Annotated in this window: 12 protein-coding genes; 3 read left to right on the forward strand and 9 right to left on the reverse strand. The window is 68.5% G+C overall.

Going from position 1 to position 17,638, the window contains the following annotated elements; genetic code table 11:
* Positions 1-92: 92 nt before the first annotated feature.
* From E3T23_RS11895 to mvaD, 4 genes are all read right to left on the reverse strand, one after another.
* Positions 93-803: a DUF222 domain-containing protein gene (locus E3T23_RS11895; protein WP_134370614.1), complete on the reverse strand. Its 711-nt coding sequence runs from the start codon at positions 801-803 to the stop codon at positions 93-95.
* Positions 804-1,035: 232 nt separating this feature from the next.
* Positions 1,036-3,405 carry a hydroxymethylglutaryl-CoA reductase, degradative gene (locus E3T23_RS11900; RefSeq protein ID WP_134370616.1) on the reverse strand — a complete coding sequence of 790 codons (2,370 nt, stop codon included), beginning with the start codon at positions 3,403-3,405 and terminating at the stop codon, positions 1,036-1,038.
* The gene (locus tag E3T23_RS11905; protein WP_198416214.1) at positions 3,402-4,460 is read right to left on the reverse strand and encodes a mevalonate kinase family protein; all 1,059 of its coding nucleotides are present in this window, start codon (positions 4,458-4,460) and stop codon (positions 3,402-3,404) included. The genes E3T23_RS11900 and E3T23_RS11905 overlap by 4 nt, the downstream gene beginning before the upstream one ends.
* A 2-nt stretch (positions 4,461-4,462) precedes the next feature.
* Positions 4,463-5,473 carry a diphosphomevalonate decarboxylase gene (mvaD, locus tag E3T23_RS11910; RefSeq protein WP_241977879.1) on the reverse strand — a complete coding sequence of 337 codons (1,011 nt, stop codon included), beginning with the start codon at positions 5,471-5,473 and terminating at the stop codon, positions 4,463-4,465.
* Positions 5,474-5,661: 188 nt separating this feature from the next.
* Between mvaD and E3T23_RS11915 the strand changes: the two genes are divergently transcribed.
* Positions 5,662-7,143 carry a hydroxymethylglutaryl-CoA synthase family protein gene (locus tag E3T23_RS11915; RefSeq protein ID WP_134370619.1) on the forward strand — a complete coding sequence of 494 codons (1,482 nt, stop codon included), beginning with the start codon at positions 5,662-5,664 and terminating at the stop codon, positions 7,141-7,143.
* A 52-nt stretch (positions 7,144-7,195) separates the two neighbouring features.
* Here E3T23_RS11915 and E3T23_RS15430 read toward each other — a convergent pair whose 3' ends face one another.
* Positions 7,196-7,984 carry a hypothetical protein gene (locus E3T23_RS15430; protein ID WP_194085930.1) on the reverse strand — a complete coding sequence of 263 codons (789 nt, stop codon included), beginning with the start codon at positions 7,982-7,984 and terminating at the stop codon, positions 7,196-7,198.
* A gap of 357 nt (positions 7,985-8,341) precedes the next feature.
* On the opposite strand from E3T23_RS15430, the gene E3T23_RS11925 reads away from it, so the two are divergent.
* Entirely contained in the window at positions 8,342-9,133 is a 792-nt protein-coding gene (locus E3T23_RS11925; RefSeq protein ID WP_134370621.1) for an SGNH/GDSL hydrolase family protein, read from the forward strand.
* A gap of 47 nt (positions 9,134-9,180) precedes the next feature.
* Here E3T23_RS11925 and E3T23_RS11930 read toward each other — a convergent pair whose 3' ends face one another.
* A complete protein-coding gene (locus E3T23_RS11930; protein WP_134370623.1) occupies positions 9,181-11,688 on the reverse strand; it encodes a glycoside hydrolase family 65 protein in 2,508 nt (835 codons plus the stop codon).
* Positions 11,685-12,464, reverse strand: coding sequence for an HAD family hydrolase (locus E3T23_RS11935; protein WP_134370625.1), 780 nt, complete (start codon positions 12,462-12,464; stop codon positions 11,685-11,687). The genes E3T23_RS11930 and E3T23_RS11935 overlap by 4 nt, the downstream gene beginning before the upstream one ends.
* Before the next feature lie 266 nt (positions 12,465-12,730).
* Between E3T23_RS11935 and E3T23_RS11940 the strand changes: the two genes are divergently transcribed.
* Positions 12,731-14,182, forward strand: coding sequence for a hypothetical protein (locus tag E3T23_RS11940; RefSeq protein WP_134370627.1), 1,452 nt, complete (start codon positions 12,731-12,733; stop codon positions 14,180-14,182).
* Positions 14,183-14,258: 76 nt separating this feature from the next.
* Here the strand turns inward: E3T23_RS11940 and ppsA are convergent, their stop codons facing one another.
* Together ppsA and E3T23_RS11950 are read right to left on the reverse strand one after the other, a co-directional pair.
* Positions 14,259-16,697, reverse strand: coding sequence for a phosphoenolpyruvate synthase (ppsA, locus tag E3T23_RS11945; RefSeq protein ID WP_134370628.1), 2,439 nt, complete (start codon positions 16,695-16,697; stop codon positions 14,259-14,261).
* A gap of 104 nt (positions 16,698-16,801) precedes the next feature.
* On the reverse strand, positions 16,802-17,620 hold the full coding sequence (locus tag E3T23_RS11950; RefSeq protein WP_134370630.1) for a pyruvate, water dikinase regulatory protein: 819 nt from the start codon (positions 17,618-17,620) through the stop codon (positions 16,802-16,804).
* Positions 17,621-17,638 lie beyond the last annotated feature (18 nt).

Below are 17,638 nucleotides of genomic sequence, written 5' to 3' on the forward strand. Positions count from 1 at the left end.
CAGTGGACAAGATGGGTTGATTGCCTACGACCCAGTCGGACGGAGAGGCCCCCGAGCAATCGGGGGCCTCTCGTCGTTAATGAGCGCAGGATCTAGAGCTCCGCGCTCTTGCTCGGGAGTGCGATCAACTTCTGTTCCGGGTCGACCTCCACCGGTGGCCGAAGCCAGTACTCCGTCCCGGTCCGGATGATCGCCCAGTGTTGGTTATGTAGTAGCAGGTGGTGTGGATGGCAGAGGAGTACTCCGTCGGCGGCGATCTGATCCGTGGTGCGCGGGTCGTCCTGGATGCGCTTCGCCCAGGCAGCCTCCTCCTTGTCGACGAAACGGACGCCTCCGCGGCGGGGTGCGGTGATGGAGTCGAGGACGGAGAGCACGAACTCGCCGTCTTCCGGGGCGAACAGCCCGTTCAGGCGCACGATGCCGTTGCTGAGCCGGAAGGCCTTCAGGTAGCGGTCGCCGTGGGCCTGCTTCTCCCGGGCGGCGATGCCGGCCTCGTCGAGCCTGTCGCGCTGGCGCCTCGCGCGTTTGAAGACCTGGTCTGCGTTCAATGACCGCGCCTCGGCGAGGAGGGATTCGAGCGCCTCAGCCAGCTTGTCGGAGGTGACGGCGGCATCGATCTGGCCGAGCCCGGAACGAATCGACTCGGCCGCACACGACGCTGCTCTCGGTACTGCGCGGGCGGTCCTGGCCCGACCTCGCGACCGTGGCCCGGCTCGAGAACGGCCTGGGCGTCGACCTGTGGCCCGGGCGCCTCCACCCAGGAATAGGAACGGCGGTCGACCGGCATGGTTCGTAGCGCCCATTGACACGCGCCACCGAACGTCCGTCGAAGATACGTCTATCCACAGGCCTGTGGACAAGTCTGTGGACAGAAGGGTGATAACTCTCTGTTACCCGCTCAATTGCTGGCAAGTAAGCTGTGGATAACTTCCGACCATTCCGGTGCACGGTGCCCGAATCCGGCGCTTTCCACCCCGGCCATCAATAGGATGCCCGGCTGCGCATACCTCGAATGCACGTTCAAAATGCCGGTGGTCAGCGGATCTCGGTGAGGTACGTGGTGTAGCCGGCGCTGCGCATCGCGCTGATGATCGGGTCGGTTCCGCCGGGTTCGGCGATGGCGATCATGGCGCCGCCGCCCCCACCGCCGGTCAGCTTAGCCCCGAGGGCGCCGGCCCGCCGGGCGATCGCCACCAGCGCCTCGATCTCCGGGCTCGACACCTGCAGGGCGTTGAGCAGTCCCTGGTTGATGTTCATCAGTTCGCCGAGCTCGGCGATATCGCCGCGGCGGAGCGCGTCGACGCCGGCCAGCACCAGCCCGTCGATCTGGCTGAAGATGGCGTCGTAGCGGGCGGGGTTGCGCTGCCAGGCGCTGCGCACCAGGCCCACGGTCTGCGCGGTGAGGGACTGCACCCCGGACAGGCCGATCACGATGGGGATCGGATGGGGAGTGAAGATGTCGCGGATCGTGTGGCCGCCGGGGGCATCCGTCTTCTGGAACAGAACCGACCGGCCGAAGGTGGCGACGGTGTTGTCGATGCCCGACGGGGTGCCGTGCACGATCTGTTCGCATTCGAAGGCGAGGCTGGAGACCTCGGCGTCGCTGATCGTGATCTGAAAGCTGTCGGCGACTGCGCGGATCAGGGCCACGGCGAACGCGGCGGAGGCACCCAGGCCGCTGGCGCGCGGCAGGTGCGAGAAGACGTCGACCCGGAGGCCGGCGGCGGATACTCCGAGGCGGGCGGCGATCAGCGCCGCCACCCGGTGCGACAGGTCCGCGCGGATCGGTTCGCGCACCGAGCCGTCGACGTCCCAGTCGGCGATGACCGGTTCGCGGAGCGACGCCTGCCGGGTGACCTGCGCCCGCACCGACAGCCCGATCGGGGCGGCGATCGCGTGGTAGCCGTAGACGACGGAATGCTCGCCCATCAGGATGATCTTGCCGTAGCCGAGGTGGGCATCCGGACCGGGGGCGCTGGGTGCGGGGGCAGGGGCAGCACTGTGCGTGGGGGTGGCCGCAGCCGCGGGTTCGGAGAGAGGTACAGACGAGGTGACGGATGCCGCGGCGCCGGACCCGGCATCCGTGGCGCCCGGACCGGTGGCCCGGTCGCCGTCGCTGCCCTCGTCGAGGGCCTGCATGATCTGGCGCGCCTTCCACACCTTGATTTCGCCGTCGGCGATGAGCTTCTCCACGACCTCCTCGAACCGGGTTCCGCCGGCGCCGGCGGCGGCGGCCACGGCCCGCGCGTGCAGGCGCATGTGGCCGTGCTGGATGCCGTTGGTCGACAGCGCCTTGAGGGCGGCCAGGTTCTGGGCCAGCCCCACGGCGGCCATCACCTCGGCCAGCTCGGCGGCCGAGGACACCCCGAGGATGGTGTGGGCGAGGCGCACGGCGGGGTTCGACTCGACCTGGCCGCCGACCGTGCCGACCTTCAGCGGGATGGTCAGTTCGCCGACGAGATCGCCGGTGTTGTTCACGCTCCAGGTGGTGAGCGGGCCGTAGCCGTCCCCGCGCCCGGCGTAGGCGTGGGCCGCCGCCTCGATCGCCCGCCAGTCGTTGCCGGTGGCGAGGGCGACGGCGTCGATGCCGTTCATGATGCCCTTGTTGTGCGTGGTGGCCCGGTAGGGGTCCATCGCCGCGAACTCGTTCGCGAGCACGATGCCGTCGCGCACCCGAACGCCTGGGAAATCGGCGGTCTCGAGCAGCGCGTGCGGGATCACGGCACTGGCGCGCACCAGGGCCCGGTCGGTGAGGTTGGAGAGGATGCGCAGGAACACGCGGCCGCCGCTGATCTCCTCGACCAGCGGGGCGAGCCGTTCGCACATCGAGTTGACGAGGTTGGCGCCCATCGCGTCGCGGGTATCGACGAGCAGGTGCACGACGAGAAGCTCGCCGTTCTCGGCCGTCGCGCCGCGCAGGAACACCTCGACACCACGGGCTCCGCCGCCGCGCGCCACCATGTTCGGATGCCCGCTGTTGGCCAGTTGCACGAGTTCCTCGCCGCGCGCGAGCAGGTCGGCCCGGGCCCGCACTGGGTCGATAAGGTCGACGACCTGGATCTGGCCGATCAGCAGGGGGTCGTCGGCGACGCTCGTGAACCCGCCGGCCTGGCGCACCAGCCGGGCTGTGGAACTGACCGCGGCGACGATGGAGGGCTCTTCGACCACCATCGGCACCAGATAGTCCCGGTCGTTGATCTGGAAGTTCAGGCCGAGCCCCATCGGCATCGAGAACACGCCGATCACGTTCTCGATCAACCGGTCGGCGGCCACCACGTCGAGGGCGGAGGTTCCGGCGGACAGGGCGGCCGCGGCATCCGGTGTCAGAACGCCGCGTTGCTGCAGGAGAGCGATGCGCTCACCGACCGACAGCTGGTAGAAGCGGGGGATGCGGGACCGGCTCATGACGCGGTGCCTCCCTGTAGGCCGGCGGCGAAGAAGCCGAGCGGGACGATGGCGGCCCCGGCCCGGGCGAGTGCCCCGGCAAGTCGCTCGGTGGGTTCTCCACTGTAGCTAAAGGCCAGGCCGACGTCTCCGCCGCCGGCCCCGCTGGTCTTGAAGACTCCGCCCTCGCTCCGGGCGAGGTCGTGCAGTTCGCGGTGCCGCTCGCTCACGATGCCGGCCTGGGCATGGTCATCCAGTTCGGTCAGGGCCGTGAAGTAGTCGGAGGCCAGGTGCAGGAAGTCGGCCGGGCTGGTCAGGGCAGACTCGGCCTGTTCGGCGAGGCGCTTCAGCCGGTCGAGGTCGAGCCGGTGCTGGGCGGGGTTCTCGGCGGCGTAGTCGGCCACGCGGCCCACCAGGCGGGTGGTCAGCGAGCCCTCACCCGTGACGACGGCCGAGATGCGGAGTTCCTCGGGCCAGTGGAGCGGCACGGGATCGATGCCCGGGGTATACCGGATAAGCCCGCCGTGCACGCTGGCGGCCACGTCGCCTCCGCTGCCGGCGCCGTTCTGCGCGCTCCGGTGGGCGGCGTGGGCCAGGCGGAACAGCCGGCCCTGATCGAGGGGCAGGTGCAGTGACTGGGCGAGGGCGGCGGTCAGGGCGGCAGCGGTCGCGGCGCTGGAGCCGAGGCCCAGCTTGTGGCCGCCCCGGGACAGCGCGCTGCTGTCGATGGAGATCGCGAGCGGGGTGGAAGTGCGGGGGGACCGGGTCAGTGGCGGGGACTGTGCCCGCAGCGCCGCGGCCTGCACGGCGGCACGCACCTCGTCGAAGACGCGGAGGTGGGCGCGCTGCTGGTCGGTCAGGCCGGCCGGGAGGGCGCCATCCGTGCCGAGCGCCAGGTTCCGGATGCCCAGATTGGGCGCGCTGACTTGCCAGAATCCCGTGGGGGACTCGTCGATTGTCACCTCCACCCGCCGGTCGACGGCGGCCAGCAGCGCCGGTGCGCCCTCGAGCACGGCATACTCGCCCAGCAGGAAAAGCTTGCCGGGCGCGGACGCCCGGATCGTCGGCATCGCCATGCTCATTCCAGCCGGTGGGCGGCCGGGCCGAGCCCGCTGATTCGCGCCTCGTGCACCCCGGGCACGAGCGCCATCGCCCGCTGCACCGTAGCGGCGTCGCCCGGCAGGCAGAGCACCTTGACCTGCGGACCGGCGTCGATGGTGAAGTAGGCCGGCACGCCCCGGGCGCGCAAGGCCTGCACGGCGTGCATCGCGGCGACGGTGGCGGCGTTCCAGTAGATCAGGGCCGGCCGGGTCGTGAGCATCAAAGAGTGCAGTTTGAGGCAGTTGTACTCGGAGAGCTCCCCGAGCCGCGCGAAATCCCGGTCACGGATGGCGGCGCGCATGTCCGCGAGGTCGTCGTCGGCCGAGTCGAGCCAGGCCCCATAGAACGGAGAGGTGGCCTTGCTTTCGTTCATGCCGACGGTGGAATTTATCGATTTCTCGCCGTGCTCGGTGATCGCCACGACGACCGCCAGGGGCCAGGCGCCGCGATCGAGCAACTCCTCCGCATAGGCGTCCGATCCGTCGACGGCTGTGCCGGCGTGCATCTCGGCGAAACCGCCGAAGATCGAACGGGCGGCTGAGCCGGAGCCGTGCCGAGCCAGGATCGACAGCTCCCGGCCGTTCAGGGCGAGGCCGGCGGCGCCGGCCGCGGCCACCGCGAGGGCGGCGAAGCCGGAGGCCGACGAGGCGAGTCCGGCACCCGTCGGAAAGTTGTTCGTCGACGTCACGATGGCGTTCAGCCCGGCAGCCGGAAGACCCATGCTGGCGGCATGCCCACGTACCAGGTCGAGAACGTGGCTGATACGGGTGACCGGATTGCGGCATCCGGCCAGCCAGAATTCGTCGGCGACCAGGCCGGACAGGAACGTGACGCGTGTGTCGGTGTAGAGAGCGTCGAGCGTCACCGAGATGGAGCCGACCGCGGGCGTGTTCAGTGCGGCGTCTCGTTTGCCCCAGTATTTGACGAGGGCGATGTTGCTGTGCGCGCGGGCCATGGCGGTGGCGCCACCATCGATGGTCTGGTCCACAGTGGTGCTCCGATCGGTTCCCTCGATTTTAGTCGTTCCGCGGGGCGCCGCACCTCTCGGCTCGCCTGGGTCCCGCCTTCCGATTTGCTCCTGGTCACCACTTTCCCAAACCGATCCGATGATAATGGAGTGGTGCGTTTGAGACCCGATGTGGGTGAACAACCACGCCGAACCTGAAGTGGGAACTGTTGACGCCTGGAATTAGTGGATTCTCCCTGTTCGTGCCGCCCTACCGGGTGCAGCTCGAGGACTGGTGCGCCTGGAACGACCAGCCGTGGGGCAAGGTCAAAAACGTCGTCGGTCGCAGCTTCCGCATGCGCGGTCCGGGCCAGAGCGTGTACACGCTTGCGGCGAACGCGGTGTGGCGCTTGATCCGCGACTATGACATCGACCCCGGTCAGGTCGGCCTCCTGGCTCTCGGCACCGAGTCCAGCAGCGACAACTCGGCCGGCGCGGTCATCGTCAAGGGAATGGTCAACGACGCCCTCAGCGCCCACAACATGCCGCTGCTCGCGCGCGACTGCGAGGTGCCCGAATTCAAACAGGCCTGCCTCGCCGGCGTCTACGGCATCAAGTCCGCCCTGCGCTACCTGGCGACGGATGGCGTGGGCCGCCAGGCGATCGTCGTCTCCGCCGACATCGCCGAGTACGCCCGCGGCGGGAGCGGCGAGCCCACCCAGGGTGCCGGCGCCGTCGCCGTTCTCCTGGAGAGCGAGGCCCGGTTGCTGGAGGTCAATCTGGCCGGCTCCGGCAGCGACTCCGACTACCGGGTGGCGGATTTCCGCAAGCCGTTCGCGCGCTTCCGCGGGCAGCCGCCTCGCGACGACGGGCAGATGCAGGACCTGCCCGTGTTCAACGGCCGGTACTCGACCAGCTGCTACATCGACGCCACCCACCACGCGATGACGGCCATGCTGGGCAAGCGCCCCGGCAATGCCCTCGACTACTTCGACGAGGTCGACCGGGTGTTCATGCACCGCCCGTACCACCAGATGCCGGCGACCGGCTGGGTGATGGCCTACCTGTTCACCCTCGCGGCCGACGAGGAATCGGGACGGGACCAGCTGCGTGCTCACTGCGCGGATGCCGGAATCGACGCCGACCTCCTGCTCGCCGAGCTGATCGCACCATCGCCGTTCCACGGCAACGGGGCCGACATCGGCGAGATCACCGGCGACGTCTTCCCGTTGTCCCGCCGCCTTCGCCAGCACCTGCGCAGCACCGAGCTGTGGAACACCCTGGTCAGCGAGAAGCTCGGCCTCGGCTCCGACGCCATGCGCGACCTGGGCAACCTCTACACGGCGGCCCTGCCGGCGTGGCTCGCATCCGGTCTGAAGCACGCGCTGGCGGCGGGCCTCGAGCTCGCCGGGCAGGAATGGCTGGCGCTCGGTTACGGCAGCGGCGACGCCGCCGAGGCCCTTCCGATGCGGGTCACCGCGGGCTGGCAGACCGCCGCCGCCCTGATCAACTTCGAGACCGCGCTACAGGAACCCGTCGACCTGACCGAGGCGCAGTACATCGCGCTGCACGAGGGACGCCCGGGCGACCTCGTGCCGGCCCCGGCCGACGACCAGTTCGTCGTCGACCATCTCGGAACGTCGAACGGGCCGGAGTTCTACGACCAGGGCATCGAGTACTACCGCTACGTCCCGCCGGTCACGGAGGCCTGAGGCAACGAGAAACGGCCCGGACTGTGAAGTCCGGGCCGTTTTGCTCACTGGGTCAGGCGCGTCGGCGACGGATGGTCAGGGCCGCGCCTGCGAGCATCATGGCCGCGGCCATGACCGATGCGAGAGTGGTCCACGAGGCCACTCCGGTGCGGGCAAGCACCTGGCTCTTGGCGACGGGTGCCGCTTTGACCTGTTCCGTTGCGACGGGTGCCGTTGCGACGGGTGCCGTTGCGACGGGTGCGGCTGCCGCCGGCACCGCTGCGACGGGAACTGCTGCGACGGGAACTGCGACAGGCGGTACGACGACCGGTTCGACTGGGGGAACGATGACGGGCGGTTCGACTGGGGGAACGATGACGGGCGGTTCGACTGGGGGAACGATGACGGGCGGTTCGACTGGGGGAACGATGACGGGCGGTTTGACTGGGGGAACGATGACGGGCGGTTCGACCGGGACGACCACGACGGGCGGTTTGACTGGGGGAACGATGACGGGCGGTTCGACCGGGACGACCACGACGGGCGGTTCAACGGGGGGAACGACGACGGGGGGAACGACGACGGGGGGCTCGACGACGACGGGCGGTTCGACCGGCGGCGTAACCACGGTCGCGTCCGGGCAGCCGCCGGCGGGCGCGGGGATCAGGTCGTCTTCGTGGCCCAGGTGCCCGGCGTACTTCACCGAGTCAGCGTCCACAATGATCGTGACGAACGGGTTTGTTGCGCTGCCGGTGGCGTGGCAGATGGTGACGGGCGTATGCCCCTGGGTCGCAAAAGCGGGAGTCACCCCGGTCAGGGTCAGCGCGCCCGCGGCGAGCAGGCCTATGAGTACCTTATTCAATTTTTTTTCTCCAGTCGTCTAACATTTCGGGCTGTACACGCCGGTGGGGTAAGTCACCGGGGCTGGTGAACGGTCCGCGTGTGGGTTCGCATGACCGTTTCGTGTAGGCATCGAATCGAACTCCTCGCAGAGCCGAGGAGGGGTATTCGATTAATGCCTGTCCCCCATTATGCGGACACGGAAACCACGGATCGCCCGATGCCGCTTACCCCAGATGTGGGCACATGAGGCCCTAAAACGGGGTACACGCGGACCCGGTCGCCCGTTCGCGCCCTGGACGAGGCGCGGCGTTGACCGGGGCAAATCCGCTCCGCCCCGCTCTTCTCAAGCACCATCGGGCGGGAGTAGGGTCGGGCCATGAAACCACGCATCCGCTTCATGTCCTGCGTCGTCGCCGTAGTCCTTTCCGCCTCGGGGGTTGCCGTCGGCGCCCTGCCCGCCGGCGCCCTGCCCGCCTCCCCGACGAACAAGTACGTCGCCCTGGGCGATTCCTACGCCGCCGGCCAGGGCGGCGGAGACTACCTGAACGACTGCCTGCAGAGCCCGAGCGGCTACCCAGCCCTCCTCGATGCCGTGAAGGGCACGAACCTGCTTCGGAACGCCAGTTGCAGTCTGGCCACGACCGATGACGTCACCGACACACAACTGTCCGCCCTGAACCGTGGAACAACCCTGGTGACACTGACCGTGGGCGGCAACGACCTGAACGTTGCCGGGATCGCGGCCGTCTGCCTTTCACCCGACCTGGCCGCCTGTCAGCAGGCCATCAGTGATGCCACCTTCTTCGTGTTCTCAGGCCAGCTGAGCGCTTCACTGGTCGACACCTACACGAAGATCGACGCGGCGGCTCCTCGGGCCCACACGATCGTCACCGGCTACCCGTACCTGTTTGAACCGTCGGCGATAGACCCGCGGATCACACAGCTCAACATGGCGACAACACTGCTGAACCAGGCTATTCAGGGCGCCGTGGTCCAGGCTCAGCTCGCGGGCGCGAGCATCGAGTACGTCGACGTTTCCGGGGCCTTCTCCGGCCACGGGATCGGCAGCCTGGACCCCTGGATCTACATGCCCCCCGTGCCGGATGCCTTCCACCCCACCCCCGCCGGCTACGAGGCTTACGCGACGGCCATCCAGGCCGCGCTCTAGCTCCTCAGCAACCCGCGCAACCGCTCACCCCGCCGAGGTTCCTGGGACTAGTCGTTCGGCTCCAGGAACTCGGCGCTGTGGGCGATCGTCGGGATCGACGACGTGATGACGGTGCCGTCGGCCCGTCGCCCGCCCTCGACCAGCGTCCGCGAGGGTGAGCCGGAGTCGCGCGGGCCCTGGTGGGCCAGCGGAACCGTGACGGGCAGGCCCATCCGCACGATGACGGAGACGCCGCGCACGGCCAGCATGACGTCGACGCCCTCTTCGACCGTGAGGTTGACCTCGGTCTGGCGCACGTCCACGCGCAGCCGGGTTCCCCGAAGCGTGATGCGGAAGGTCAGCGCCTCCCAGGTCTCGGGCAGGCGCGGGTCGAGGGTGATTTTTCCGCCGTGGTCGCGCATACCGCCGAAGCCGTAGACGAGCGCGCTCCAGACACCGCCGGCGGATGCCACGTGCACGCCGTCCGCTGCGTTGTGGTGCAGATCGGCGAGGTCGACGAACAGACCCGACGTGAAGTACTTGAGCGCGAGCTCGTGGTAGCCCACCTCGGCCGCGATGATCGACTGCACGACGTCGGACAGCGTCGAGTCACCCGTGGTGATCGGGTCGTAGTAGTCGAAGTCGGCGCGTTTCTGCTCCGCCGTGAACTCGTCGCCCTGCAGCAGGAGGGCGAGCACGACATCCGCCTGCTTGAGCACCTGGAAGCGGTAGATCACGAGGGGGTGGTAGTGCAACAGCAGCGGGCGGTTGGCCGGCGGGGTCTGCGAGAGGTCCCAGCGTTCCTTTTCGAGGAACTGCGCGTCCTGCGGGTGGATGCCCAGGGTCTCGTCGAAGGGGATGTGCATCGCTTCCGCGGCGAACGACCACTCGATGATCTCGGCCTCGTCGAGTCCGAGGCGGGCGACCATGAAGTCGTAGGACGCGATGTCGACCTCGCGCAGCCGCCGCACTCCCTTGACCGCGGCCCGCAGGTTCGAGCGGGCCATGATGTTCGTGTACAGGTTGTCGTTGACGACCGTCGTGTACTCGTCGGGCCCGGTGACGCCGTGGATGTGGAAGACGTCGTTGCCGTTGCCGCGCCAGAAGCCGAGGTCCGCCCACATGCGAGCCGTCTCCACCAGGATGTCGATGGCCTCGCGGGAGAGGAAGTCCTCGTCGCCGGTGGCCGACACGTACTGGCTGAGCGCATAAGAGATGTCAGCGTCGATGTGGTACTGCGCGGTGCCGGCGGCGTAGTACGCCGACGACTCCAGGCCGTTGATTGTGCGCCACGGGAACAGTGCACCGAGCTGGTTCAGCTCGGTGGCCCGGGCCCGGGCGTGATCGAGCATTGCATGCCGGAACCGCAGCGCGTTGCGTGCCGCGTTCGGCGACGTGTAGGTCAGGAACGGGAGCACGTAGACTTCCGTGTCCCAGAAGTAGTGGCCGCCGTAGCCGGAACCGGACACGCCCTTCGCGGACACACCCTGACCGTCGGCCCGCATGGAGGCCTGCGCGAGCTGGAAGAAGTTCCACCGGGTGGCCTGCTGGAGGGCGGGCTGGCCGACGATTTCGACATCCGTACGCGCCCAGAAGGCGGTGAGCCAGTCGCGCTGCTCGGCGACGTAGTGCTCGGTCCCGGCCTCGACGGCGCGGTCGAGCGTGCGGTCGCACCGGTCGGCGAGCTCGTGCGTGGGCACGCCGGTGGAGGTGTGGTAGCTCAGGGTCTTGGTCAGCCGGATGGACTGGCCCTGCTTGGCCTTGATGCGGTAGACGTGCTTGGCGATGTCGTCGCCGATGTGCGAGGCCTCGTCGTACTCGTTGATCGTCTCGAGCTGGTGGTCGGCCGCGCAGGCGATGGTCATACCCGAGTTCGTGCAGCGGAAGCCGAGGATGTAGCGGCCGTCGGCTGCCCGCTTGAAGCGGGGGCGTAGCACCCGGTCGGTGAACGACTCCGCTTTGCGCGGGTCGAAATCCTTGCCGTTGGTGGGCTTGGGGGCGTCGTACTCGCCGATGCCGTCCTGGCGGTTGAGGATCTGGCTGGAGATGACGACCGACGCGTCGGCGTCGAGCATGGTCACCTCGTACTCGATGATCGCGAGGTGGCGTTCGGTGAACGACACCAGGCGGCGCGACTGGATCAACACGCGCTTGCCCGAGGGCGTGCGCCATTCGAGGGACCGGGAGAGGATGCCGCCGGCGAAGTCGAGGCGGCGCTCGTAGCTGAGCAGGTCCGCGAGGGTCAGGACGAGCGGCTCGTCGTCCACGTAGATGCGGATGATCTTGGCGTCCGGCGCGTTGACGATCGTCTGCCCGACGCGCGCGAAGCCGAAGGCCTCTTCCGCGTGCCGGATCGGCCAGGTCTCGTGGAACCCATTGATGAAGGTGCCGTGGGCGTGGCCGTCCCGGCCCTCGTCCACGTTGCCGCGCAGGCCGAGGTAGCCATTGCCGACGGCGAACAGCGTCTCGGTGCGACCCATGTCGTCGCCGGAGAAATCCTTCTCGACCAGGGCCCACTCGTCGATCGGGAACCGGTTGCGGTCGAGGGGGTCGGTTGTGTCGGTGTTCCGGTTCATACGCCGGCCTCCGTTTCGGCGTGGGGGAGCAGGTCGTGGAGGTCGGGGACGACGACGTCGGCGCCGGCTCCGAGGAGGGTCTGCGCACCCACGCCGCGGTCCACTCCGAGCACGAGGCCGAAGTTGCCGGCGCGCCCGGCCTGGATGCCCGAGTGCGCGTCTTCGACGACGACGCACTGGGCGGCCGTGAGTCCGAGCAGCTGGGCGCCGAGCTCATAGGTGTCGGGGGCCGGCTTGCCGGCCAGGCCGCGCTCGGCGGAGAGCAGGCCGTCGACGACGATTTCAAAGCGGCCACGGATGCCGGCGGCCGCGAGGGTCTTCTCCCCGTTGCGTGAGCTGGTGACGACGGCCACGGCCAGGCCGGCGGACACGACATAGTCGAGGAACTCGATGGAACCCGGGTACGGGGTCACGCCGTCTTCGGCGAGGGTCTCGCTGAAGGCCTCATTCTTGCGGTTGCCGAGGCCGCAGACGGTGTTCAGCTCGGGGGCATCCGTCGGGTCGCCATCGGGCAGCTGGAGGCCGCGGGAAGCGAGCAGCGACCGCACGCCGTCATAGCGGGGCTTGCCGTCGATGTACTGGAAGTAGTCGGCGTCGCTGTAGGCGGGGCTCGCTCCCTGTTCCTCGAGGAACGGGGTGAACAGGCGCGACCAGGCGGCCATGTGGACATCGGCGGTGGGCGTGAGCACCCCGTCGAGGTCGAAGAGCACGCCGCGCAGGGTCAGGAGCCGGTCGCGCGTTTCTGCGCGCGACAGGGGGGATCGCGTAGAAGTCATAACTGGTGCCTTGCTCGGTAGGTCCTCAGACAGGGGTCTGATCAAATCGGTCATGGGGTCACGATCTCGATCAGGGTGGATCGACGTGAGGTGCGCCAACGCGGCGAGAACGCGATTGACGACGATGCGGACAGGTCAAGGACTGCATGCGCCTGAGTACACAAACGATCCTATGCCCCCGAGGCCGGTGCGCCGATTCCCCCGGTTGCGCCACCGGGGAGCCCCGGACTCCTGTTGCCCGGATCCCGCCCGGTACGATTGACCGGATGAACCGCGAACCGAGCGCGTACCCGGTTGCCCCCGCGCCGGAGGCGGCCGCGCGCCCCGCTCGGTGGCCCGGCCGCCGCTTCCTGGTCGCGATCGCGGTGCTCGTTCTGCTGGTGGCGGGCCTCGCTGCGGCGAACTTCAGCCAGGGTCCCCGCCTGGCCTCCGCCGAGATCAACCTCGGCGCCTCCGTCCTCCGCGGAAACCCCCGTCTGCTGCTCACTGCGAACCAGGCCCTGGCCGAGGTCGCGGCCTCCCAGGTCACTGTGTCCCCGGCAATAGAGGTCTCCACGACCGTCACCGACCGTGAGCTCACGGTTCGGTTCGTCGGCATCCTGCGCTACAACACCCGGTATACGGTGACGGTGACGGATGTCGCGAGCACCACCCGGGACGCCACCTCGACCCTGGAGCACGAGTTCACGACCCCGGACAGTGACATCTATGCGCTGCAGCGAGATAGCCGGGTGGACGATGCCGGCGCGAAGCGGCCCGACACCGTGCGCCGCACGACCCTGCAGGGCCGGGGTGACGGCGACATTGTGTTCGGCGCCCCGCGAATCCAGCAGTATGCCGTCCTGGAGAACCACCTCGCCGCCGTCACGCTCGCCGATGACGACACGGCCGGCCTCGAGGTGGTCTCGTTCGCGGGCGGAGCGAACGTGCAGGTGCCCGTGCCGGGCGCGGGCGCCATCGAGAACCTGGTGTCCTCCCCGTCGAAATACCTGATCGCTTACGCCTTCACCAGTGCTCCGGGGGCGGAGGGTCGACGTTACGACCGCACGCCCTTCGTCTACGACCTGACGGAGCATTCGGGCCTCCCGGCCGAGGTCACCGGGGTGGGTGGCCTGCCGATGACGGTGATGGACCTGGCGTTCGTGCCGGACAGCGCCACCCTGGTCGTGCAGAACGACGGGCAGTCACTGTTTCTGGTCGATCCGCGCGGGGACGCCGAGCTGACCCCGCTGGGCGAGCATGCAGCGATGCGCGGATTCGTGCCCGGCACTCGCGCGCTCGTCGTCGCCGACCCCGACCAGCTCTCGACGATCGACCTCGTCGACGGGGCCGGGACCACCCTCGACCTCGCGCCCAGCCTGCTCGACGGGAGCGCCGATCCCGGCAAGCTCGTGCTCCTCTCCGAACAGGGGCGCTATGCCCGCCTGTTCCTGCAGGGCACCGTCGACATCGACCAGCCGGCCTCCCTGATCGCCGTCACCGACGCCGACGACTCGGGCGTCGCGTTCACACCCGCGTCGGAGTCGTCGCGGGTGCGGGATTTCTGCGTCTCCCCGAACGGCCAATACCTGGCGGTGGAGACGATCCCGGCAGCCGCCCTCGGTGACGGCTACCCGACCCTGCCCGCGTTCTCGGGCATGACGACCACCCTGATCGATCTCGACCGCGGCACCAGCAATCGCAGCGTGTCCGGTTTCCTTCCGCATTGGTGCGGTTAGAAGGCGGATGCGCCCGGTTCCACCACGTGCGCCGGGGCACCGGACGGGCTCGACCACGGGCCCGCCGACCGACCGATCAGGCGGCCGAGGCCTCCTCGGGATCGGTGCCGGTGTCATCCGTGCCGAAGTGATTGCTGCCTGCGGTGACGCCTGCGAGGCGTAGCCAGGTGTCGACCACGGTGTCGGGGTTCAGCGACACGGAGTCGATGCCCTCGGCGACGAGCCACTCGGCGAAGTCCGGGTGGTCGCTGGGGCCCTGGCCGCAGATGCCCACGTACTTGCCGCGGGCCTTGCAGGCCGCGATCGCCATGCTGAGCAGCTTCTTCACGGCCGGGTTGCGCTCGTCGAAGCCGCCGGCCACGATCGCCGAGTCACGGTCGAGGCCGAGCGTCAGCTGTGTCATATCGTTGGAACCGATGGAGAAGCCGTCGAAGTAGTCCAGGAATTCGTCGGCAAGCAGCGCGTTGGCCGGCAGCTCGCACATCATCACGATCTCGAGGCCGTTCTCCCCGCGGCGCAGCCCGTTCTCGGCGAGAAGTTCGATGACGCCCGCGGCTTCGTCCAGGGTGCGCACGAAGGGGATCATCAGCTTGACGTTGGTCAGCCCCATCTCGTTGCGTACGAACGACAGCGCCTCGCATTCGAGGTCGAAGCAGTCCCGGAATGAGGGCTCGAGGTAGCGGGACGCCCCGCGGAACCCGAGCATCGGGTTCTCCTCGTGCGGCTCGTAGGCCGGTCCGCCGATCAGGTTGGCGTACTCGTTGGACTTGAAGTCGCTCATCCGCACGATCACGGTCTCCGGCGCGAACGCGGCCGCGATCGTCGACACGCCCTCGGCCAGGCGCTTGATGTAGTACTCCCGCGGGGAGCCGTAGGCGGCGATGCGGGTGTTGATCTCCCGGGCCACGTCGGCCGGCTGGTCGGCCAGATTCAGCAGGGCCTTGGGGTGGATGCCGATCTGCCGGTTGATGATGAATTCGAGCCGGGCGAGGCCGACGCCGTGGTTGGGCAGTTGGGCGAACGTGAACGCCTGCTCCGGGGTCCCGACATTCATCATGACCTTCACCGGCGCCGGCGGCAGGGTGGTGAGCGCGGTCTCTTCGACTCCGAAGTCGAGGAGGCCCTCGTAGATCAGGCCCGCCTCACCCTCGGCGCAGGACACCGTGACCTCGAGGCCGTCGGAGAGGATGTCGGTGGCGGTCCCGGTCCCGACGACCGCGGGAATGCCGAGTTCGCGGGCGATGATCGCGGCGTGGCAGGTGCGGCCGCCGCGGTTGGTCACGATGGCGCTGGCGCGCTTCATGATCGGTTCCCAGTCGGGGTCGGTCATGTCCGCGACGAGCACGTCGCCGGTGGCGAAGCTCGCCATCTGGTCGATGGAGGAGAGGATGCGCACACGTCCGGCGCCGATCCGCTGGCCGATGGCGCGACCCTCGACCAGGACCTTGCCGGTCTCGTTCATCCTGAATCGGCTCTGGGAGACCGCGGTCGTCCGCGACTGCACGGTCTCCGGGCGGGCCTGCAGGATGTAGATGCCACCGTCGACGCCGTCTTTGCCCCACTCGATGTCCATCGGGCGCCCGTAGTGCGCCTCGATCGAGAGGGCGTGGCGAGCCAGCTCCTCCACGTCGTCGTCGGTGATGCTGAACAGGTTGCGGAGGTCGACGTCCACGGGCACGAAGTCGATCGTGCGGCCGATCTCGCGGTTCTGCGTGAAGGTCATCTGCAACGCCTTCTCGCCGAGGGTGCGCTTCAGGATGGCGGGACGGCCGGCCTCGAGCGCCGGCTTGTAGACGTAGAACTCGTCGGGGTTGACGGCGCCCTGAACTACGGCCTCGCCCAGGCCGTAGGACGAGGTGATGAAGACCGCGTCGCGGAAACCGGATTCGGTGTCCATCGTGAACATGACCCCGGAGGAGCCGATGTCCGAGCGCACCATTCGCTGGATTCCGGCCGACAGCGCCACCTCGGCGTGCTCGAAGTTGTGGTGCACCCGGTAGGCGATCGCCCGGTCGTTGTAGAGCGAGGCGAAGACATCCTTGATGGCCGGCAGGATGTTCTCGATCCCGCGCACATTCAGGAACGTCTCCTGCTGGCCGGCGAAGGACGCATCCGGAAGGTCCTCGGCCGTGGCGCTGGATCGCACCGCCCAGGAGATGTCGTCGGAGCCGCCGTGTTTCTCGACCAGGGCCGCGTAGGCCGCGCGGATCTGGGACTCGAACTCGGGCAGGAAGGGCGTGCCGCGCATCAGGCCGCGGATTTCCTTGCCGGCCGCTGCCAGCTCGGTGACGTCGTCGATGTCGAGGCCGCGCAGTCGCTCGATGATCCGCTGGTCCAACCCGGAATCGGAGAGGAAGCGGCGGTAGGAGTCAGCGGTCGTGGCGAAGCCGTCGGGCACTTTGACGCCGGCCGACGTCAGGTTCTGCACCATCTCGCCCAGGGAGGCGTTCTTGCCGCCGACCCGGTCCAGGTCCGTGAGTCCGATTTCCGAAAACCAGAGGATGTCTGTCGTCATGTGTTCTGCTCCCTTGCAGTGTGCGACCCGAGGTTCGGCCGCGGCGGTGGAGCGGCTCGTCTCGTGGATGAGCGCCCGGTTCCATAGTGTCAGGTCTATCCGGTTCAGCGTTTGAGATGCATCTGCTGCAGAATCATGGCCGACATCTCCTCCACGGACATGCTGGCCGAGTTGAGGAACGGGATTCCGTGGGAGGCGTAGAGCCGTTCCGCGCTGCGCAGCTCGAATCCGCACTGCCGCAGGGAGGCGTAGGGCGAACCCTCCCGGCGCTGGGTGCGCACCTGGCTCAGCCGCAGGGGATTGGTGGTGAGCCCGAAACACTTGTCCACGAACGGCCGCAGCGGCTTGGGGAGGCCCTCCCGCTCGAAGTCCTCGTCGACCAGCGGGAAGTTCGCGGCGAAGATGCCGTGCTGCAGTGCCAGGTACATCGTGGTCGGCGTCTTGCCGCAGCGGGACGGGGCCACCAGGATCAGTTGTGCCTTCTCGAGCGCGCGCAGGCTCTGACCGTCATCGTGCTCCATCGCGTACTCGACCGCCGTCATGCGGGACTGGTACCGGGCGGCGTTGCCGAGGCCGTGAGCGCGCCCGGGTTCGTTGCTGGCCTGGGTTCCCAGGGTCTCCTCGAGCTCGCCGAGGTAGGTTCCGAGCAGGTCGATCAGGGTGGCTTTGCAGGTGCCCAGGGTGTGACGGATGTCGCTGGTCACGGCCGTGGAGAACACGATCGGTTTCTGCCCGCGTTCCACCAGGCCGTCGATCTGATCGACCACGGATTGGGCCTGGTCCACGTTCAGGATGAACGGAATCGTCGTGCGGTCGAACTCCAGGGTGGGGAACTGGGACAACAGGGTGCTCCCGAGCGTTTCCGCCGTGATACCGGTGCTATCCGAGAGAAAGAAAACCGGGCATGGTTCGTCGTTGGCCATGATTCATTGTGCACCTCC

The sequence above is a fragment of the Cryobacterium cheniae genome (assembly GCF_004403395.1).
GTDB classification, from domain to species: domain Bacteria; phylum Actinomycetota; class Actinomycetes; order Actinomycetales; family Microbacteriaceae; genus Cryobacterium; species Cryobacterium cheniae.